This is a genomic window from Mesorhizobium sp. LSHC420B00 (genome assembly GCF_000503055.1).
Taxonomy (GTDB): domain Bacteria; phylum Pseudomonadota; class Alphaproteobacteria; order Rhizobiales; family Rhizobiaceae; genus Mesorhizobium.
The window spans coordinates 1-20,764 of sequence record NZ_AYVY01000008.1 but is presented as its reverse complement, the minus strand read 5'-3'; the positions used below and the strand labels follow the sequence as shown (position 1 = coordinate 20,764).

General features: G+C 63.8%; 17 protein-coding genes. 4 read left to right on the top strand and 13 right to left on the bottom strand.

Annotation, left to right across the window (positions count from 1 at the left end; genetic code table 11):
- The first annotated feature begins 56 nt into the window (after positions 1-56).
- Positions 57-1,079 (top strand): fatty acid desaturase, encoded by a 1,023-nt coding sequence (locus tag X760_RS53275; protein ID WP_023675248.1) that lies wholly within the window; start codon positions 57-59, stop codon positions 1,077-1,079.
- 146 nt (positions 1,080-1,225) lie between these two features.
- On the opposite strand, the gene X760_RS53270 is transcribed toward X760_RS53275, so the two are convergent.
- The 6 genes from X760_RS53270 to cysG all read right to left on the bottom strand — a co-directional run bounded on the left by X760_RS53270 (position 1,226) and on the right by cysG (position 6,972).
- Entirely contained in the window at positions 1,226-1,846 is a 621-nt protein-coding gene (locus X760_RS53270; protein WP_023718942.1) for a DJ-1/PfpI family protein, read from the bottom strand.
- A 137-nt stretch (positions 1,847-1,983) separates the two neighbouring features.
- Entirely contained in the window at positions 1,984-2,520 is a 537-nt protein-coding gene (locus tag X760_RS53265; protein WP_023718941.1) for a DUF934 domain-containing protein, read from the bottom strand.
- A gap of 215 nt (positions 2,521-2,735) precedes the next feature.
- Positions 2,736-3,500: a phosphoadenylyl-sulfate reductase gene (locus tag X760_RS53260; RefSeq protein WP_023718940.1), complete on the bottom strand. Its 765-nt coding sequence runs from the start codon at positions 3,498-3,500 to the stop codon at positions 2,736-2,738.
- Positions 3,475-5,145, bottom strand: coding sequence for a nitrite/sulfite reductase (locus X760_RS53255; RefSeq protein ID WP_023718939.1), 1,671 nt, complete (start codon positions 5,143-5,145; stop codon positions 3,475-3,477). The genes X760_RS53260 and X760_RS53255 overlap by 26 nt, the downstream gene beginning before the upstream one ends.
- A 73-nt stretch (positions 5,146-5,218) precedes the next feature.
- Entirely contained in the window at positions 5,219-5,524 is a 306-nt protein-coding gene (locus X760_RS53250; protein ID WP_023718938.1) for a DUF2849 domain-containing protein, read from the bottom strand.
- Positions 5,521-6,972: a siroheme synthase CysG gene (gene cysG, locus X760_RS53245; RefSeq protein ID WP_023718937.1), complete on the bottom strand. Its 1,452-nt coding sequence runs from the start codon at positions 6,970-6,972 to the stop codon at positions 5,521-5,523. Before cysG ends, X760_RS53250 begins: the two co-directional genes overlap by 4 nt.
- Before the next feature lie 441 nt (positions 6,973-7,413).
- On the opposite strand from cysG, the gene X760_RS53240 reads away from it, so the two are divergent.
- On the top strand, positions 7,414-7,863 hold the full coding sequence (locus X760_RS53240) for a host attachment family protein (protein ID WP_023718936.1): 450 nt from the start codon (positions 7,414-7,416) through the stop codon (positions 7,861-7,863).
- A 420-nt stretch (positions 7,864-8,283) separates the two neighbouring features.
- Here the strand turns inward: X760_RS53240 and X760_RS53235 are convergent, their stop codons facing one another.
- Positions 8,284-8,781, bottom strand: a complete 498-nt coding sequence (locus X760_RS53235) for a GNAT family N-acetyltransferase (RefSeq protein ID WP_023718935.1) — start codon at positions 8,779-8,781, stop codon at positions 8,284-8,286.
- Positions 8,782-9,232: 451 nt separating this feature from the next.
- Between X760_RS53235 and X760_RS53230 the strand changes: the two genes are divergently transcribed.
- Entirely contained in the window at positions 9,233-11,005 is a 1,773-nt protein-coding gene (locus tag X760_RS53230) for a cation:proton antiporter (RefSeq protein ID WP_023718934.1), read from the top strand.
- 114 nt (positions 11,006-11,119) lie between these two features.
- Here the strand turns inward: X760_RS53230 and X760_RS53225 are convergent, their stop codons facing one another.
- The 6 genes from X760_RS53225 to X760_RS53200 all read right to left on the bottom strand — a co-directional run bounded on the left by X760_RS53225 (position 11,120) and on the right by X760_RS53200 (position 17,259).
- A complete protein-coding gene (locus X760_RS53225; RefSeq protein ID WP_023718933.1) occupies positions 11,120-11,872 on the bottom strand; it encodes an SDR family oxidoreductase in 753 nt (250 codons plus the stop codon).
- Between the two features lie 163 nt (positions 11,873-12,035).
- Entirely contained in the window at positions 12,036-12,308 is a 273-nt protein-coding gene (locus tag X760_RS53220; RefSeq protein ID WP_023718932.1) for a hypothetical protein, read from the bottom strand.
- Positions 12,309-12,311: 3 nt separating this feature from the next.
- The gene (locus X760_RS53215; protein ID WP_023718931.1) at positions 12,312-14,564 is read right to left on the bottom strand and encodes a transglycosylase domain-containing protein; all 2,253 of its coding nucleotides are present in this window, start codon (positions 14,562-14,564) and stop codon (positions 12,312-12,314) included.
- A gap of 290 nt (positions 14,565-14,854) precedes the next feature.
- Positions 14,855-15,106 (bottom strand): hypothetical protein, encoded by a 252-nt coding sequence (locus tag X760_RS53210; RefSeq protein ID WP_023718929.1) that lies wholly within the window; start codon positions 15,104-15,106, stop codon positions 14,855-14,857.
- A 43-nt stretch (positions 15,107-15,149) separates the two neighbouring features.
- Entirely contained in the window at positions 15,150-15,770 is a 621-nt protein-coding gene (locus X760_RS53205) for a ribonuclease D (RefSeq protein ID WP_031193995.1), read from the bottom strand.
- Between the two features lie 103 nt (positions 15,771-15,873).
- Complete coding sequence (locus X760_RS53200; RefSeq protein WP_023718927.1) at positions 15,874-17,259, bottom strand: M20/M25/M40 family metallo-hydrolase; 1,386 nt, start codon at positions 17,257-17,259, stop codon at positions 15,874-15,876.
- Between the two features lie 445 nt (positions 17,260-17,704).
- Here X760_RS53200 and polA point away from each other — a divergent pair, with 445 nt between their 5' ends.
- Positions 17,705-20,653: a DNA polymerase I gene (polA, locus tag X760_RS53195; protein ID WP_023718926.1), complete on the top strand. Its 2,949-nt coding sequence runs from the start codon at positions 17,705-17,707 to the stop codon at positions 20,651-20,653.
- The last annotated feature ends 111 nt before the right edge of the window (positions 20,654-20,764 follow it).

The window sequence follows — 20,764 nt, the reverse complement described above, 5'->3', positions numbered from 1 at the left end:
GTAACTTTGCGTGATCTCCGTCTTGCGGCAGCGCCCTGCTCCGCCTATGTTTCATGATGAACATGATTTCCCCCGAAGCTGTGGCAAACAGCAAGCGCGCCTGGTTGAAAATCCTGTCGCGCTATAAAAAGCCCGACAGACGTCGCAGCGCTGTCGAACTCGCCATCACCCTCATCCCTTTCGCCACGTTATGGGCGCTGTCCTCGGCCGCCTATGCCTATGGCCATTGGTGGGGTCTGGTCCTCATCCTTCCGGCCGCCGGCTTTCTGGTGCGGATCTTTATGATCCAGCACGATTGCGGTCACGGCTCCTTCTTTGCCAATCGCTATGCCGACGACTGGATCGGCCGCGTCCTTGGCGTGCTGACGCTGACGCCCTACGATTGCTGGCGCCGCGCCCACGCAACCCATCACGCCAGCGCCGGCAATCTCGACGAGCGCGGCACCGGCGACATCAAGACACTGACCGTCGCCGAATACCGGCAACTGTCGTGGCGGGGCCGGCTCGCCTATCGCCTCTATCGCCATCCGCTGGTGATGTTCGGCCTTGGCCCGATATGGATTTTCATTTTCGAGCAGAGACTGCCCTTGGGCATGATGCGGGGCGGCCTCACCCCTTGGGTGTCGTCGATGTCCACCAACCTCGCCATCGCCGTCATCGCCGCTCTGCTCATCTGGTTCGTCGGCCCCGGCGCGTTCCTGGTCGTGCATCTGCCGATCGTCATTCTCGCCGGATCGGCCGGCATCTGGCTGTTCTACGTCCAGCATCAGTTCGAGGAAACGGAGTGGACAAAGGACTCCGAGTGGGAATTCCAGCACGCTGCCCTGCACGGCTCGTCCTATTACGACCTGCCGCCGGTTCTGAACTGGATCACCGGCAATATCGGCGTCCACCATGTGCACCACCTCTCGGCCAAAGTGCCGTGTTACCGGCTTCCGGAAGTGCTGAGGGACTATCCGGAGTTGCGTGAGATCGGCCGCGTCACGCTTCTCGACAGCCTGCGCTGCGTCAAGCTGGCGCTATGGGACGAGAGCCGCAGCAAGCTGGTCTCGTTCCGCGAAGCGCGGATGGCCGTGTAGACGCACCGCCGCACCTAAAGCGCGTCGCGCTCGACCGGCCTCATGCGACGCGCTTTAAGTTCTTGTTTATGCATGCCGTTATCGCAAAACCGCTGCACACTTTTGCGCGACATGCATTAGGGGCGCGGCGGCTCCAAATTCCGAGCTTAAGCCGCCTGGCGTTGGTCGCGCATCAGGATCTCTCCCTGGCGGATCTCGGTGCCCAGCACTTTCAGACATTCGCGCATGAAGGCGGCAAGGCCCGGCCAGCCCTTGGCCGACACCAGATTGCCGTCGACATGGGCACCGGTCGGCGCAACATCGATATAGATGCCCCCGGCCAGCGTGACTTCCGGCTCGCAATATTGCAGCGCCGCGACTTCCCTGCCGCGCACCACGCCGTCGACCGCGATCAGGATCTGCACGCCGTGGCAGATGGTGAAGATCGGCTTGCCGGCCTCATGGAAATGCCGCACCAGCGCCTGCACGCGCTTGTCGATGCGGATATATTCCGGCCCGCGCCCGCCCGCCGCGTAGACGGCGTCGTATTCGGCCGGGTTGACCTCGGAAAACGTCTTGTTGAGGATGTAGTCGTGGCCGAGCTTTTCCGTATAGGTCTGGTGGCCTTCGAAGTCGTGCAACGAGGTCTTCAGGATGTCGCCGGCCTTCTTGTCGGGGCAAACGACATGGACCGTATTGCCCACCGCATGCATCGCCTGTTCAAAGACGAAAATCTCGTATTCCTCGCTGAACTCGCCAACGAGCATCAATATCTTCTTGCCAGCCATACCCGGTTCCTCCCTTCTGGCCACATTTATTCGGATCGCGAAATAATGGACCTATCCTAAGACGGGGACGGGCAAAATAAAAGATCGAATCGGCAATGTGGTCTGACCAGATCGTGCTTCTGGTCCCCTGGAGCAGATCAGCTGGCGCGCACCCGCCGCCAGGAATATTTCGGGCCTTTGGCCTCCGGCTTCACCGCCGGCTGGTAGAACAGCGGCAGTCCGCCGGTGCGGCCTTGCTCGAGCCGCTTCAGCAGCACCGGGTGCGAGATCTCGAATTCGTCGAAGCCGAGGCGCAGCATGTGCGGCAGCTGGTCGATAAGCACCTGCCCGGTGGCGCGCATGGCGCCGGTGAAATGGTAACGGCTGCGCAGCAATTCGCCCTTGGAGAACGAGCGGCCGTCATTGAACGCCGGGAAGGCCAGCGCCACCAGCGACAGCTGGTCGAGCAGGCCGGCGATCTTCTCGAGCTGATCGCCGGGCTGCAGCAGCACGCCGATGCGTTCCTTCGCCGACCGCCGCACCTCCCGATCGAGGCCGAGAAACGCCTGCAGCGGCAGGATGAAGCGGCCATTGCCGACCAGCGCCTCGGCGCTTTCGGCATGAACCCACTCGTCCTCGCAAAAACCATTCGGCGTCCACAGCCGGGTGGCGTTTTCCGCTATCAATTCGCTCATCAAGAAATTCCCAAGTCCACAAGGTTCTAAAGTGCAAAACACCTCAGGGGGTGTTGAGATTCAGGTCAGGCCGAGCCGGAGCCGAAGGCGGGCGCGAAGCGACCAAACTGCGTGGCTTCCGAGAACCGGAGCGGAGCGTACTTTTGGGTACGTGAGCGCCGGAAGCGCAGGAAGCCGCCGTTTGCAGGCCGGCATCACCTGAATATCAATATATCCTAAAGTGAGGCATCGGTCAGCGACTTCTCCAGCCCCGACAAATGGATGCCGCATTCGGTCTTGGCGTGCCCGGCCCAGCGGCCACTGCGCGCGTCGTCGCCCGGCTGCACCGGCTGCGTGCAAGGGAAACAGCCGATCGACAGATAGCCATAGGCGACGAGCGGGTTTTCACGCAGCGCATGTGCGCGCATGTAGCTGGCCTGGTCTGATGTCGTCCAGTGCGCCAGCGGATTGATGCGGATGCGCGAGCCGACCGCCTCGAACACCGGAAGCGCTGCCCGGGTCGCGGCCTGGAAGCGCTTGCGTCCGGTGAACCAGGCGCGGAACGGCTCGACGCCGCGCGCCAGCGGCTCGACCTTGCGCACGTCGCAGCAGGCGTCGGTATCGGTCTCGTTCAGATTGCCGGTCGGGTCGATCCTTGCCAGCGCCGCATCGTCGGGCCTGATCACCCGGATATCGGTCAACCCGAAATCGGCGACCAGCGCGTCACGATAGCCGAGCGTTTCCTCGAAATGCTTGCCGGTGTCGAGAAAGATCACCGGCAGCGTGCGGTCGATCTCCGCGATCATGTGCAGCAGCACCGCCGAATCCGCGCCGAAGGACGAGACGGCGGCGATTTCGCCGTGAAAGAATTCCCGGGCCGACCGCTCGATAATCTCCAGCGGCTTTAGATGGCCATAGAGCGCGTCGAGACCCGCCGCTTCGGCGGCGATGCCGGCCTCGACGTCGATGATCCGGTCAAGCGGCCTTGGTTTCGCCAGCATAGAGCGCCTCCTTGAACGGCGCGGGACCGACACGGCGGTAGGCGTCGATAAATCTTTCGTTTCTGTCCAGCCGAAGCCCGAGATAGGTCTCGACGATCTGCTCGATGGCATCGGTGATCTCTTCCGAACTGAAGCCGCGGCCGATGATCTCGCCGACCGAGGTGTTCTCGTCGGCCGAGCCGCCGAGCGTCACCTGGTAGAGCTCGGCGCCTTTCTTCTCGACGCCGAGGATGCCGATATGGCCGACATGGTGATGGCCGCAGGCATTGATGCACCCGGAAATCTTCAGCTTCAATTCGCCGATCTCGCGCTGGCGCTCCAGCGAGGCGAAGCGCCGCGAGATTTCCTGTGCCACGGGAATCGAACGCGCTGTCGCCAGCGCGCAATAATCGAGGCCGGGGCAGGAGATGATGTCGCTGATCAGGTTGGAATTGGCCGTCGCCAGCCCGATATCGACAAGCGCGTCATAGACCGCCTTGAGGTCGGCACGCGCGACATGCGGCAGGATCAGGTTCTGCTCGTGACTGACGCGCAGCTCGTCGAAGGAATATTTTTCGGCAATGTCTGCGACCGCTTCCATCTGGCTGTCGGAGGCGTCGCCGGGCGTCTCGCCAATGCCCTTGAGCGAGATGGTCACCGCCGCGTAGTCGGGATGGCGATGGGTGACCACATTCTGGTCCAGCCATTCGGAAAAGCTCTTCGAGTCGAGTCGGGCAAGCTTGACCGCCTCGTCGCCTTCCGGCCGATCGACAAGCGCCGGCGGCGCGAAATAGGCGTCGATGGCGCGGATGTCTTCTTCCGGCAGCCTCAGCTCGGCGTCCTTCAACTCCTGCCATTCGGCCTCGACCTGGCGGGTGATCTCCTCGACGCCGGTCTCGTGGACCAGGATCTTGATGCGCGCCTTGAACTTGTTGTCGCGACGGCCGTAGAGGTTGTAAACGCGCAGGATCGCCGTGCAGTAGGACAACAGATCCGCTTCGGGCAGGAAGTCGCGGATCTTCTTGGCCACCATCGGCGTGCGGCCCTGGCCGCCGCCGACATAGACGGCGAAACCAAGCTCGCCGGCGGCGTTCTTCTTCAGATGCAGGCCGATGTCATGCGTCTGGATGGCGGCGCGGTCGCGCTCGGCGCCGGTCACCGCGATCTTGAATTTTCGCGGCAGGAACGAAAACTCCGGATGCACCGACGACCATTGCCGCAGGATTTCGGCATAGGGGCGCGGATCGGCAACCTCGTCGGCGGCGGCGCCGGCGAAGTGGTCGGCGGTGACGTTGCGAATGCAGTTGCCACTGGTCTGGATGGCGTGCATCTCGACGCTTGCCAGGTCCGCCAGGATCGCCGGGATGTCCGACAACGCCGGCCAGTTGAACTGGATGTTCTGGCGGGTCGTGAAATGCCCATAACCCTTGTCGTATTTGCGTGCGATGTGGCCGAGCATACGCAGTTGCTTGCTGTTCAGCGTGCCGTAGGGCACGGCGATGCGCAGCATATAGGCATGCAGCTGTAGATAGACGCCGTTCATCAGCCGAAGCGGCCGGAACTGGTCCTCGGTGATCTCGCCGGCAAGCCGCCGTGCGACCTGGTCGCTGAACTCGGCGACGCGGGCCTTGACGAAATCGTGGTCGAACTCATCGTAACGGTACATTTTCAGGTCTTTCCGGGCGCGTCCGCCCGTTATTTTCTTCGTTCGAGCACGATCGGGATCATGCTTGTGTCATCTATGCCGCGCGTGCGGCCTGCGGACGGGCCTGCTTGCCCAGATCGTGGCGGGTGGTCGGGCCGGCGGCACGGATCTTTTCGCGCAGCCGGACCGCCTCGACAGTGCCGTTGACCACAGTCACGTCGATCAGATTGACGTCGACCACCTCATTGTCGGCGGAGGCCTTGGCGCCGATCGCCTCCAGCCGGTCCTCGGCCGCCTTGTCATGGGCGATGTCGGCATGGTCGATGATCTCGGCCCAGCCGCCATTGGCGTACCAGACGGCTATGCCGTCGGCGAGACGGTTCGCGGTCAGCACTTTCATTGGTTCACTCCTTCCGCGGCAGCAGGGGCCACGCTGTCCTGCCTGTGTGCGGCCAGCGGCTCGGACCGTTCGAAATTGGCGCCGGCGACGGCGTCGCCGATGATCGTCATCACCGGGCCGCTGAGGTCGGCGCGCGCCTCCAGCGACGGCAGGTCGGCGAGCGTGCCGTGGAAACGGCGGCGGTTGGCAAGACTGGCATTCTCGACCACGGCGACGGCCGTGTCCGGCGACAGGCCGGCTTCGATCAGCCGGCCGGCGACCTCGGCGGCGACCGAGCGCCCCATATAGACGGCGACCGTCGCGCCCGAAATGGCGAGCTTTGCCCAATCGGGCAGCGAATTTCTCTTGAGGTCGTGGCCGGTGGTGAACACCATCGACGACGACACGCCGCGCAACGTCAGCGGCAGTTCGAAATCGGCGGCGGCGGCGAAGGCCGCGGTGACGCCCGGAACCACTTCGTAGGCGACGCCGGCATCGCGAAGTGCCGCCATCTCCTCGCCGGCCCGGCCGAACACCAGCGGGTCGCCGGACTTCAGCCGCACGACGCGCTTGCCGGCGTGGCCAAGCTCGACCAGCAGCGCATTGATCTCGGCCTGGCTCTTGGAATGGCAGCCCTTGCGCTTGCCGACCGGCAGGCGTTCGGCATCGCGGCGGCCCATGGCGACGATGGCCTCCGGCACCAGCGCGTCATGGACGATCACGTCGGCTTCCATCAGCAGGCGATGGGCGCGCAGCGTCAAAAGGTCCTCGGCGCCGGGACCGGCGCCTACAAGCGCGATATGGCCCGATGCCGGTTCGTTCGAAAGCAGCAGGCCGACGGCGGCATCATGCGCCTGCGAAAGCTCGCCGGCCTCCACGGCACGGGCCGGCGCGCCGCCAAAGAAATCGCTCCAGAAGCGGCGGCGGGCATTGCCCTTCGGCAGCAGCTTTTCGGCGGCGCCGCGAAACGACGCGGCAAGTGCCGCGAGCGGCCCGAGCGAGGGCGACAGCATGCGGTCGATGCGGCTGCGCAGCATCTGCGCAAGCACCGGGCCGGCACCTTCCGTGCCGATGGCAATGGCGACCGGCGCGCGGTTGACCAGTGCCGGCGTGAAGAAATCGCAGAGCTCCGGCCGGTCGACGGCATTGACCGGAATGCCCAGCCGGCGCGCATCCCCGGCAACGCGGCGGTCGAGCGCCTCATCGCCGCTGGCGGCAAACACCATCACCGCACCATTGAGATGTGCTGCATTATAGGCGTCGGCAATGTGGGTGGCGCCCGTCTCGGCGATGCAGGCCAGCAGATCGGCGCTTGCGGCATCGCTGACGATGCGCAGCACAGCGCTCGACTGAGCGAGCAGCCGCGCCTTGGCCAGCGCTTCCTCGCCGCCGCCGACGATGGCGACGGCTTCGCCCTCGACCCGCATGAAGACGGGAAAGGCATTGAGCTTAGGCTTGGCTTGCGGCATGACGAGCGGAATCCTGGAACCGTTTGCCAGTTCTACGCGGGGCCGCGAAAAACCAGAAGGCACCCACTCGCGCATCGCTTCGTAGCAGGCAATCTCTTTTCTGCAAGCATAACGGCCAAGAGAAAAATATTCCACATTCAGATGCGGAGCGGATTGAAGCTGCTGTTGCGGCCCTTGATCCGCTGCCTTTCTAGCGGCTTGCCGAGCCAGCCACAAAACAGATTTTTCCAATTTCTACCAATTTAGTAGATTAAAGCCGCCGCATGCCAGCCGAGCCATCAAAGACAGCCTGGCGCTCTCGCCGGCTCCTGTCGGAGATACCGGGTCCGAGTACCGGAACATTCACGCCTCGGCACGCGTTTGCTCTATAGGGCCAAGCCCGGTCATGCCCCTGCGGCAAAGGCCCGGCTATGGGCTTGAAAAATCAAAAAGGAGCGCCCCATGAGCAACGTCAGACTGAAACGCGGACTGTGGATCGTGGTGGCAGATGGCGAAAAGGCGCTGTTCCTCGAGAACCGTGGAGACGTCCAATATCCCGACCTTCAGGTCGTGCACGAGATGGAGCAGGAAAATCCGGCAACCCGAGAGCAAGGCACGGACCGCCCCGGCCGCTACAGCGACGGCCCTTCCGTCCACCGCAGTGCGGTCGAGGACACCGATTGGCACCGCCTCGGCAAGGAGCGTTTTGCCGACGAGATTGCCGACCGGCTCTACAAGCTCGCGCATCGCGGCACCTTCAAGGAGATCGTGCTGATCGCACCGCCGCCAGTGCTGGGCGACATGCGCCGGAAACTGCACAAGGAGGTCACCGACAAGATAACGGCCGAAATTCCAAAGACGCTGACCAACCACAGCATACCCGATATCGAGAGCCTGCTGCAGGCGACCTGATCGGGCATCGGCGGTGCGTACATTCCTTATTGATCGTGAGGCTGAAGCAGCCCAGGGCAATCGCATCAGGTTTGTGCTGCCCCTCACCCTTACCCATTCCGGGGCGAGCCGCTTGTCTCGCCCGTCCTTCGGACCCCCGTGAAAGACGGGGAGAGGGGGTTGCCAGCGTTGCGTCCAAGCCCCTTCTCCCTGTCACTTACGGGGAGAAGGTGCCGGTAGGCGGATGAGGGGCAGCGTTCCGCCCTCCCACCCCGACGCAAGGGTGAGGAGAGAAACACAAGGCGGCACGTTCACCCTCCAAGCCTCGCTCCGGAAGATGTCGAAATGGGCCTCCTTCGCCACGTTCCAATCGGTTCAAAGCTGACCGGGGGCCGGATCACGGCGACAAAACGTACTGTCGGTCGGGATGCGCCAGCATCGTCATTGACCGTCGAGCATCACGGCCATGCAGATGGTGTCGACATAGCGACCATCAATGCAAACACTACGCCTGAGGACACCTTCCGTAACGAAACCAGTTTTCTCATACAGCGTTATGGCCCGGCTATTATCGGCGTGGACCGAGAGTTCAACGCGAACGAAGTTTTCTTGCCGAGCCTTTTCTAAGGCGGCGGTGATAAGGCGACGGCCCAATCCTTGTCCACGATAATCGGGTATGATTCCTATCGCTAAACTTCCGCGATGAGCGTGAGATGGAAAGAAATGGCGGGTGATGTCGCACCATCCCACAACGCGGTCTCCTTCCGTCGCCACGATATGCGGGTTTCGCTGCTTAATCATATTCAAAACGAAATCGCGTGTCTCAGGAAGCGGGAACGCTTCAAGCATGGTCAGGTATTTTCGCTCCCGCGCGACAACGTCGAGAGCCGCATGGAAACTCTCAATGTGCTCTGCGGCTGTATTGGCGATTTCAACCATACTTCCTCCAAGGTTCTCCGCTTTCCCAAAGTCTTTGTCGAAGATTGTCTCATCCGCAAGCGCCCGGCTTCAAAAACGCCTGTGGCGCAGTAGGAGGCTGCCACGATCTGACAGGACACGGGTTGGCGAATCGTGCCTGATGCGTCGCACCCATCTTCCATCCCGAGGACCGCTTCGGTCTGCTAACGGATGAATCTCAGTTCTATCAATGCACAATTAGCAGCGTCTGCCTGCGCGAACGGGATAAGCCCTTTTCCGTATCAATCGCCTGCCTAGAGCAGGCCGCGCCGGGTGGCAACGCTTACCGGCTCTCTGCCTTTTGCTTCTTTGCCATCGATTTCATGGGGATTGCGGGTTGTCTCGCGACTGTCCGAGCCCCCATACTGCCGAGGCGGCGGCTTTCGGGCGGCGCACGTCCGACATGGCAATTCCTGAAGGCGCTCCATAGACAATGCCGCATGACACGCCCCTTATCGCCACCATCGTTGCCGGTCTGGGGCTGGCTTTCGTCTTCGGCGCACTTGCCAACCGTTTTCGCGTGCCGCCGCTGGTAGGCTATCTCATCGCCGGCGTTCTGGTTGGACCGAACACGCCGGGTTTCGTTGCCGATGCCGGCCTCGCCAATGAACTGGCCGAGATCGGCGTCATCCTGCTGATGTTCGGCGTCGGCCTGCATTTCTCGCTGAAGGACCTGTTGTCGGTCCGCGCCATCGCCGTGCCCGGCGCCATCGTGCAGATCGGCTTCGCGACAGCCCTTGGCGCCGGCCTCGCCTGGATGCTCGGCTGGTCGATGGGCGCCGGGCTGGTCTTCGGCCTGGCGCTTTCCGTGGCCTCGACCGTGGTGCTGTTGCGCGCGCTGCAGGAGCGGCGGCTGATCGAGACCGAGCGTGGCCGCATCGCTGTCGGCTGGCTGATCGTCGAGGATCTGGCGATGGTGCTGGCGCTGGTGCTTTTGCCGGCATTGGCCGGCGTGCTCGGCGGCCAGGAGCAGGTGGAGGTGCGCTCCGGCGGTCTGCTGTCGCTGCCGGCGAGCTACGGCGTCTGGGGCGTCGTCGGCATCACACTGGCCAAGGTCGCGGCCTTTGTCGTGGTCATGCTGGTGGTCGGCCGCCGGCTTATCCCCTGGATCCTGCACTACGTCGCCCATACCGGATCGCGCGAACTGTTCCGGCTGGCGGTGCTTGCGATTGCGCTTGGCGTCGCCTTCGGCGCGGCCAAGCTGTTCGGCGTGTCGCTGGCTCTCGGCGCTTTCTTCGCCGGCATGATCATGAGCGAATCCGAACTCAGCCATCGGGCGGCCGAGGAATCGCTGCCGCTGCGCGACGCCTTTTCCGTGCTGTTCTTCGTTTCGGTCGGCATGCTGTTCGACCCGTTCAGCCTGATCAGCAATGGCTGGCCGATCCTGGCGACGCTGGCCATCATCGTTATCGGCAAGTCGCTGGCAGCCTTCGTCATCGTCGTCGTTTTCCGCTATCCGGTCGCAACGGCATTGATGATTTCGGCAAGCCTTGCCCAGATCGGCGAATTCTCGTTCATCCTGGCCGAACTCGGCGTCGGGCTGAAACTGCTGCCCGAACAAGGTCGCGACCTCATCCTCGCCGGCGCCATCCTGTCGATCGTCCTCAATCCGCTGATGTTTCTTGCCGCCGACCGGATGAAACCCTGGCTGGAAGCACGCGCCGGCAGGACGGCGCCGTCCGGCGAAGCAAGGCCGATCGGCCCGGCGACCGAACCCGGCCAGGTGGCTTCGGTCGCGGCGCCCGCGAAGGAGGATGGCCCGCCGCCCAGGACGAGGCTGACCGGCCACACCATCCTGATCGGCTACGGCCGCGTCGGCAGCCTCGTCGGCGCGTCGCTGAAGCAGGCCGCCCTGCCCTTCCTCGTCATCGAGGATGCCGACAAGACGTTGGCGAAGCTCAAGGCCGAAGGCGTCGAAACCGTGGCCGGCAACGCGGCGAATGGCGACGTGTTCGCCGCATCCAATGCCGAGGGCGCGAAGCGGCTGATCCTGGCCATCCCCAACGCCTTCGAGGCCGGGCAGGTCGTGCTGCGCGCCCGCGCCGCCAATCAGACAATCGAGATCATCGCCCGCGCCCATTCCGATGCCGAGGTCGAGCACCTCAAGGGCCTTGGTGCCGACACCGTCATCATGGGTGAACGCGAGATCGCCCGCGGGATCGTCGAGGAGGTTTTGGCAGCACCGAAAGCGCCCACGGCAGCCTAAGCCTGCGCTGCCCCGCCAGCGTAGCGGTCAAGCCCCTTCTCCCCGTTCTTCACGGGGAGAAGGTCCCGGCAGGGGGATGAGGGGCAGCGTCAACGATTGATCAAAACCAACCGCTCAAACGTGCTGGCCGCCGTTGATGTGGATTTCCGAGCCGGTCACGTAGGACGCCTGCTGCGAGCACAGGAAGAAGATGATGTCGGCGACTTCCGCGGTGGTGCCGAGCCGCCTCAGCGGAATGGTCTCGACGATTTTTTCCGTGCCCGGCGACAGGATCGCGGTGTCGATCTCGCCCGGCGCAATGGCGTTGACGCGAATGCCGTGCGGACCGAAATCATGCGCCATCTCGCGCGTCAGCGAGCCGAGTGCCGCCTTCGAGGTCGCGTAGGCGGTGCCGGCGAAAGGATGCACGCGGGTGCCGGCGATCGAGGTGACGTTGACGATCGAACCCTTGGCTGACGCCAGCTCCTTGAACAGGCCCCGCGCCAGCATGATCGGCGCGAAGAAATTCACCTGGAAGACGTCGCGCCAGACATGCATCGGCGTGTCGATCGAGTTCATGCGGCTGTTGCCGTCCTTGAGCTTCGGCGAGATGCCGGCATTGTTGACCAGCGCGTGCAACTGCCCGCCATGGGCCTCGAGCCGGTGGCGGATCTCGGAGATGGCGATGCCGACATCTTCCTGGTCGGCGAGATCGACCTTGATGTGGTCTTCCGGGCCGGCCGGCCACGGGCAGTCCTCGGCAAAGGCCTGACGCGAGCAGGTGATGACGCGCCAGCCTTCGCGTGAAAAGCGCTTGACCGTGGCATGGCCGATGCCACGGCTGGCGCCGGTCAGCACGATGGTTTTTCTGGTGTCGGGTTCAGCCATGTCGCGGTCTCCGGCGCGTGATCTAACCGAATATGGTTACAATGACGAGAGGCCGCCAGAAGATCACAGGGCCGGTTGCGTGGCTGCTGGCAACCGTTCAATAGCAGGTCGGACACTGCACATACAGGCCGAGATTGAGAACAAAGACCAGAGCCGCCAACGTTCAGATAACCCCTAAGAACGCGCCACGCGAGCGCCCGGCCAGACGCGCAACGCCCCAGGCCACCCCATAAGGCAACAAAAGACCCATGATGACGGAGCCGTATACCGCTCCGATTCTTTCCTGATCGAGGTATGCCGGATTGGGGAAATAGAGATACGGCAGATGCCGAATGACCACGACACAAACGGTCATCCCGAGCAGCAAGAGCCACTGCCACGTGCTTAGACGCTTGTATCCTTTGACGTCAGCCGGCTTGGCCGGTTCACCGGACATCGCCTAACCTCCGCCCAGAATGTCCAGGATCGAGGTCTGCCGCTTCTTGACCGGGCCGCCAACTTCGCCGGGCGGCACCGGATGCTTGATCGATCCGGTGGCACTGTCGACGCCCGGCATGGCAAGGCCGCCGGCATCGACCGTCTCAGCAGGGCGCACGGGACGCGAAGCGGGCTGCGTAGCTGCCGCAGGCGGCGCCGATTGGCCAACGGACGCGACCGGCGCCGGCGGTGCCGTGTCGGCCGGTATCTCGTCCGGGACGACGGTGTCGGGCGGCGTCGATTTCCAGGTTCCGGGCAGCGGCCGCACCGGCACGCCCTCATGCGCGGCGACCATGAACTCGTGCCAGGCCTGCGCGGGCAAGGCGCCGCCGGTGACCTTCTTCATCGCGCTGCCGTCATCATTGCCGAACCAGACGCCGGTGGTGAGGTTGGCGGTATAGCCGATGAACCAGGCGTCGCGCGAGTTCTGGCTGGTGCCGGTCTTGCCGGCCGCCGGCCAGGCGAACGCCGCCTTCCTGGCCGTGCCGATCTCGACCGTGCCGGTCATCATCGAGTTCATCATGCCGACGACATCGGGCTTGACGACGCGCGGCGCACCGCCGCCATTGTTTTCGTAGAGCACCTTGCCGTCGCTCGTCGTGACCCGGCGGATGAAATGGATGTCCGGCTTGTAACCGCCATTGGCGAAGGGAACATAGGCCGAGGTCAGTTCCAGCGGCGTCACTTCCGAGGTGCCCAGCGCAATCGAAGTGTTGGCCGTCAGCTCTGACTGGATGCCCATGCGGTGCGCCGCCTCGACTACCGCGTTCGGCCCTACTTCCATAGTCAACTGCGCGGCCACCGAGTTCAGCGATTTTGCCAGCGCCGTCGCCAGCGTCACCTTGCCGAAATATTTGCCGCCGTAATTGTCGGGCGTCCAGTTGCCGATCTTGATCGGCGCGTCATTGCGCACGCTGTCCGGCGTACGGCCGGATTCCAGCGCCGCCATATAGACGAACGGCTTGAACGCCGAGCCCGGCTGGCGGCGCGCTTCCGAGGCGCGGTCGAACTGGCTGGTCGAATAATCATAGCCGCCGACCATGGCGCGCACCGCGCCGGAATTGTCGATCGACACCAGCGCGCCCTGGCTGACATTGAGCTTCTTGCCGCTCTGGTCGATCAGCCGGCGGATCGATTGCTCGGCGAGCTTCTGCAGCGTCAGATCGACGGTCGTGTCGACGACGATGTCGCGGCGCACGTCACCGATCAGGTCGGGCAGTTCTTCCATGATCGTATCGGCGACATAGTTTTCCGAGCCGGTCCAGTAGGACGGCGCGCGCGTCGCCGGCGCGCTCATCGCCGTGGTCATCTCCTTGGCGCTTATCTTGCCCTCGTCGCGCATCGCGGCGAGCACCAGCTGCGAGCGCTGCTCGGCCGCCTTCGGGTCGCGTGCCGGCGACAGCCGCGACGGCGCCTTGAGCAGACCGGCGAGAAGTGCCGCCTCCGACAGCGTGACGTCGCGCGCGCTCTTGCCGAAATAGCGGCGCGAGGCCGCTTCGACGCCATAGGCGCCCGAGCCGAAATAGACCCGGTTGAGGTACATTTCGAGGATCTGGTCCTTCGTATGCTTGTGCTCGAGCCACAGCGCCAAAAGCACTTCCTGCACCTTGCGCTCCAGCGTGCGGTCCGGCGTCAGGAACAGGTTCTTGGCCAGCTGCTGGGTCAGCGTCGAGCCGCCCTGCGAAAAATGCCCGCCGAGCACATTGGTCATCATTGCCCGGGAAAGGCCGATCGGGTCGATGCCGAAATGCGAATAGAAGCGGCGGTCTTCGATGGCGATGACGGCCTCGGGAATATAGGGCGACATTTCGTGCAGGCCGACGGCCTCGCCGCCGCTCATGCCGCGATTGCCAAGCAGCTGGCCGTCGACCGAGACGATCTTGATGTTGGGGGCGCGGTCGGGAATGGCCCAGGTGGTGGCCGCCGGCATTTTCGCGCCGTAATAGACGACGATGCCGGCAGTGGCGATACCGCCCCAGATGGCCAGCACGAAGCACCAGTAGAACAGCCGGCCAAGCACGCCGAACGCGCCGCGCCGGCCTTTGCCGCGCCCGCCGCGTGACGGCTTGGCCTTGGTCGATTTGCGCTTTGCGGCGGCTTTGCGGTTGTTCGGCACGACGCGGTCCTCCTCGCTCACCGAAAAACCGGCCGAGGATCTCGCCCCCGGCGATGCCTCGAAGCTGGGCTCGATGCGGCTGTCTTTCCGGTTCGCCATGCGCTGTGCTGTCTTCCCCATGCCTATGGCGTTCGGGTTGAAGACTAGATGCGGCGATTTAAGGGCGGGTTAAGTCGGGAAAAATCGAAGTAAACTGTATTCAATCACTTGCGAAGCACGCGCGGCCCGCGACAGCGCCAAAGCCGAAACGAAAAACCCGCCTCGGCGGGCGGGTCGTTGGCGCCAATGAGCACCATAGTGGAATTAGTAGCATAGCTGCCGGCACAAAGCAAGAACAAAATACGCTTCGCCTCAGAATAATCACTTCAGGTCGGCGGTTGCGACAACCCTCAGTCGTCCGCGTCCGGGTCGTCGGAGGCCGGCCGCCAGCTGATCGGTTCGATCTTCTTTTGCGTATGGCCGTCCGTATAGGCCCACCAGCCGGCGTCGCTTTCGTCCCAGTCGCCGCCGGCCGCCTTCAGCCGGTCGAGCGAACGGTATTGCGCGATGCTCTCGTTAATCACGCCGTCGCTGTCCTGCCAGTAGACGGTGACCTTGGAGCCGTCCTTCGGTGCCGTTTCGATTGGTTTTCGCGCAGCCATTTCAATTCCTCCCGGCCGATGGCGTTAAAGTGCCAGAGGGCCATTAGCTGTGGGCGAAGATATCCTCTTCATCCCAGCCCATCAGGTCGAGTTTCGCACGCGTCGGCAGGAAGCGGAAGCAGGCATCGGCCTCCCTGGTCCGGTTGTCGCGCGCCAGCCGCGCGCTCAGCACGTCGCGCAGCCGGTGCAGGTAGAGCACGTCGGAGGCGGCATATTCGAGCTGCTCGGGCGACAGCGTCTCGGCCGCCCAGTCCGAGGATTGCTGCGCCTTCGACAGGCCGACCCCGAGAAGCTCGAAGCAGATGTCCTTCAGCCCGTGCCGGTCGGTGTAGGTGCGCGTCAGCCGCGACGCGATCTTGGTGCAGAACACCGGCTCCGGCATGACGCCAAAGGCGTTGTAGAGTACGGCGAGATCGAAGCGGCCGTAGTGGAAGAGCTTGGTGATGCTGCGATTCTTCAGCAGGCTGACGAGGTTCGGCGCCTTCCTCTGGCCGGGCGCGATCTGGATGACGTCGGCCGAGCCGTCGCCCGGTGAGATCTGCACGACGCAGAGCCGGTCGCGATGCGGGTTCAGCCCGAGCGTCTCGGTGTCGATAGCGACCGCCCCGACATCGTAATGCAGCAGGCCGGGCAAATCGTTTTTGTGGAAACGTATGTCGCTCATCGTCTTCTCCCGTCGCGGCCCCGTGCAGCGATACGCGACGGGCCGTGCCCGTCCTTGCCGTGATCCGGTGAAAAATCAACACAAAGTTGATTGTGACGCAATTTCAGCGTGTCAGCGCCTCGAGAATGCGCGCCCAGGAGCGCTGGCCCTTGTGGAAAGAGCTCATCTCGTACTTCTCGTTCGGCGAGTGGATGCGGTCGTCGTCAAGACCGAAACCGACCAGCAGCGATTCCATGCCGAGATAGGTCTGGAAATCGCCGACCACCGGGATCGAGCCGCCGCTGCCGGTCACCACCGCCGGCTTCGGCCACTCGTCGGACAGCGCCTGCTTGGCCTTGGCGAGAAAGGGCGAGTCGTAGGAAAGCTGGATCGCCGGCGAGGCGCCGTGCGGATGGAATTCGACCGAGCAGTCGGCCGGAACGCGCTGCCTGACGAATGCCTGGAAGGCGGCGCGGATTTTTGCCGGATCCTGTTTGTGGACGAGGCGGAAGGAGACTTTTGCCGAGGCTTGCGCGGCGATCACCGTCTTGAAGCCCTTGCCGGTATAGCCGCCGATGATGCCGTTGAACTCGGCCGTCGGGCGCGCCCAGGTCAGTTCGAGCACCGAGCGGCCCTTTTCGCCGGACGGAATCGACAGGCCGATCGGGCCGAGGAAGGTCTCGGCGGTCTCGCCCAGCGACAGCCACGACTGCAATATCTGCGAGGGCGTTTCCTCGACGCCGTCATAGAAACCCGGAATGGTGACGTGACCATCCTCATCGTGGATGTCGGCCAGGATTTTTGCCAGGATGCGGATCGGATTGGCGGCCGCACCGCCATAGAGCCCGGAATGCAGGTCGCGGTCGGCGGCCGTCACCGTGATCTCCTCGCCGACCAGCCCGCGCAGCGAGACGCAGATCGAGGGCGTATCGCGGTCCCACATGCCGGTGTCGCAGACCAGCGCGAAATCGGCCTTGAGCTCATCCGCATTCGGTTCGAGAAACGGTTTCAGCGACGGCGATCCGGACTCCTCCTCGCCCTCGAACAGGATCGTGATGCGGCACGGCAATCCGCCATACACCTGCTTCCACGCGCGACAAGCCTCGACGAAAGTCATCAGCTGACCCTTGTCGTCGGCCGCGCCGCGGCCGGTGATCACCTTGTGGCCGGGCTCGATCTCCTTGACCGCCGGTGCGAACGGGTCGCTTTCCCACAGCTCGACCGGATCGACCGGCTGGACGTCGTAATGGCCGTAAAACAACAAATGCGGCGCGCCTGCCGGCCCGTCGTGATGCGCGACCACCATCGGATGCCCCGGCGTGTCGCGCACGCTGGCGTCGAAGCCGATCAGCTTGAGCTCGGCGACCAGCCATTCAGCGGCCTTGCGGCAGTCGGCCGCGTAGTCCGGATCGGTGGAGATCGACTTGATGCCGAGCAGGCCGAACAGGCGTTCCAGGCTCTGGTCGAAGTTCTTGTCGAGGCGGTCGAGGACAGGGGAAACTGCGGACATAGGCGGGCCTTTCGATTCTGGCGGCGAATCTAGAGCCCATGCGGCCAAACGAAAAGCCCGCGACCGTTGGGCCACGGGCAGGATCGGGTCGAAAGGCAAAAAAATGCCGCCGTGGTGGAGGGGGAACCACGGCGGCCTTACTCGAAACGATGCGGCAGCCCGGAGAGGGGGGATAGGCTGCCGCAAGTGTCCGGGATAGGCGGGGGACGGGCCTTGCTCCGGACTTCGGCGAAAACTGCCGATGGCATTTATCTGTGTCTGCGAACGTGGCGATTCAAGGGCACAAAAATTACACTTTCGTAACATAGGCGTGAGCGAACAAAGCTCCGGCCAAGCCCTCATGGGTCGGCCGATCTCGCGCCATTTGTCAGGGTGTTGCCGGAACGCTTGCCACAAGCCGCCTTTGGCATGGACCGCGGCGCTGCGCCGCGCTATCCCTCGTGCCATGAAAAAAGGCGATCATCTCTTCCTTATCGACGGCTCCGGCTACATCTTCCGCGCCTATCACGCACTGCCGCCGCTGACGCGCAAGTCCGACGGGCTGCCGACCAGTGCCGTGCTCGGCTTCTGCAACATGGTCTGGAAGCTGACGCAGGACGCCCGCAACACCGATGTCGGCATCGTGCCGACGCATTTCGCCGTGATCTTCGACTATTCGTCGAAAACCTTCCGCAACGACCTCTACCCCGAATACAAGGCCAACCGCTCGGCGCCGCCGGAAGATTTGATCCCGCAATTCGGCCTGATTCGTCAGGCGACCAGGGCCTTCAACCTGCCATGCATCGAAACGGAAGGCTACGAGGCCGACGACCTGATCGCCACCTATTGCCGGCTTGCCTGCGAAGCCGGCGCCGACACCACCATCATCTCTTCCGACAAGGATTTGATGCAACTGGTTGGCCCAACGGTTGCCATGTACGACCCGATGAAGGACCGCCAGATCGGCGTTCCCGAGGTGATCGAGAAGTGGGGCGTGCCGCCGCAGAAAATGATCGACCTGCAGGCGCTGACCGGCGATTCGGTCGACAATGTGCCAGGCGTGCCCGGCATCGGGCCGAAGACGGCGGCGCAATTGCTCGAACAGTTCGGCGACCTCGATACGCTGCTCGCCCGCGCCGGCGAGATCAAGCAGGACAAGCGGCGCGAATCGATCATCGCCAACGCCGACAAGGCGCGCATTTCGCGTGATCTGGTGACGCTGAAGAACGACGTGCCGGTGACCGAAGGGCTTGACGAATTCGTGTTGCACGCGCCGGACGGTCCCAGGCTGATCGGCTTTCTCAAGACCATGGAATTCTCGACGCTGACCCGCCGCGTCGCCGAAGCGACCGGAACCGACGCGGGCGACGTTGCGGCCACTGCCGTGACGATAGAGCGTGCCGATACCGCGCATGGCCCCGATATGGGTTTTGGCGTGCCCGCGGCCGCCGAGAGCGCACCGCCGTCGGACGAAGCGGCACTCGAAGCCCCGGCCGCAGCCAGGCAAGGCGACACCCCATCGCTGCTTTCGGCGCTTCGCCTGGAGGCTGCGACCGCCCGCAAGATCGACACCGGCGCCTACGCCTGCATCCGCGACGCCGCGACGCTGAAGGCCTGGATCGCCGAGGCGATGGAGAGAGGCATCGTCGCCTTCGACGTTAAGGCCTCCTCGCCCGATCCGATGCGGGCCGAACTGATCGGCCTTGCCATGGCCGTCGCGCCTGGCCATGCCGCTTACGTGCCGCTTGCCCATAAAAACGGCAATGGCGACCTGCTCGGCGGCGGCGCGGTCGACAACCAGATCTCGATCCGCGACGCACTAGCGTTGCTCAAGCCGCTGCTCGAGGACAAATCTGTCCTCAAGATCGTGCACGACATGAAATACCGCCTCGTCGTCATGAGCCGTCATGGCATCGAGATCGGCCCCTATGACGACACCATGCTGATCTCCTACGTGCTCGAGGCCGGCACCCATGGTGGCCATGGCCTGGAGGCGCTGGCCGATAAATGGCTCGGCCACGCGACCATTCCGCTGAAGGAACTGGCCGGTTCGGGAAGAAACTTCGTCGGCCTCGATCAGGCCGACCTCGGCAAGGCGACGGCTTACGGCGCCGAGCACGCCGACGTCGCGCTCAGGCTCTGGCAGGTGCTGAAGCCACGCCTTGCCGCCAAGGGCCTGGTCTCGGTCTATGAACGGCTGGAACGGCCGCTGGTGCCAGTCCTGGCACGGATGGAACAACGCGGCATCTCCGTCGACCGGCAGATCCTGTCGCGGCTCTCCGGCGAACTGGCACAAGGTGCGGCGCGGCTCGAGGACGAGATCTACCAGCTGGTCGGCGAGCACATCAACATCGGCTCGCCAAAACAGCTTGGCGACATCCTGTTCGGCAGGATGGGCCTGCCCGGCGGTGCGAAAACCAAGACCGGCCAGTGGTCGACCTCGGCGCAGCTTCTCGAAGACCTCGCCGCCGAAGGCCACGAATTGCCGCGTAAGATCGTCGACTGGCGCCAGCTGACCAAGCTGAAATCGACCTATACCGATGCGCTGCCCGGCTTCATCCATCCCGACACCAAGCGCGTCCACACTTCCTACGCGCTTGCCGCGACGACGACCGGACGGCTGTCGTCCTCGGATCCCAATCTGCAGAACATCCCGGTGCGCACCGTCGAGGGGCGAAAGATCAGGACGGCCTTCATCGCCGACAAGGGCAACAAGCTGGTTTCCGCCGACTACAGCCAGATCGAATTGCGCGTGCTCGCCCATGTCGCCGAAATCCCGCAGCTCAAGCAGGCCTTCGCCGACGGCGCCGACATCCACGCCATCACCGCCTCGGAAATGTTCAACGTGCCGGTCGAGGGCATGCCTTCGGAAGTGCGCCGCCGTGCCAAGGCGATCAATTTCGGCATCATCTACGGCATTTCGGCCTTTGGCCTCGCCAACCAGCTGTCGATCGCACGCGAAGAAGCCGGTGACTACATCAAGAAATATTTCGAGCGCTTCCCCGGCATCCGCGACTATATCGACGCCACCAAGGCCTATGCGCGCGAGCACGGCTTCGTCGAGACCATCTTCGGCCGCCGCATCCACTACCCGGAGATCAGATCGTCAAACCCCTCGATCCGGGCGTTCAACGAGCGCGCCTCGATCAACGCACGCCTGCAGGGCACCGCCGCCGACATCATCCGTCGCGCCATGATCCGCATGGACGAGGCGCTGGAGAAGGCGAAGCTTTCCGCCCGCATGCTGCTGCAGGTGCATGACGAACTGGTCTTCGAGACGGCCGAAGCCGAGGTCGAGGCGACGATTCCCGTCGTCTGCCACGTCATGGAGAACGCCGCCATGCCGGCGGTATCGATGTCGGTGCCGCTGCACGTCGACGCCCGCGCCGCCAACAACTGGGAAGAGGCGCATTAACGTCCCGTCTGCAGCCGGCTAAGTCGCGATCCTTCCCACCCCCCTCTGTCCTGCCGGACATCTCCCCCGCAAGGGCAGGGCTATCGCATATGAGTGATGGCATTGATGAGA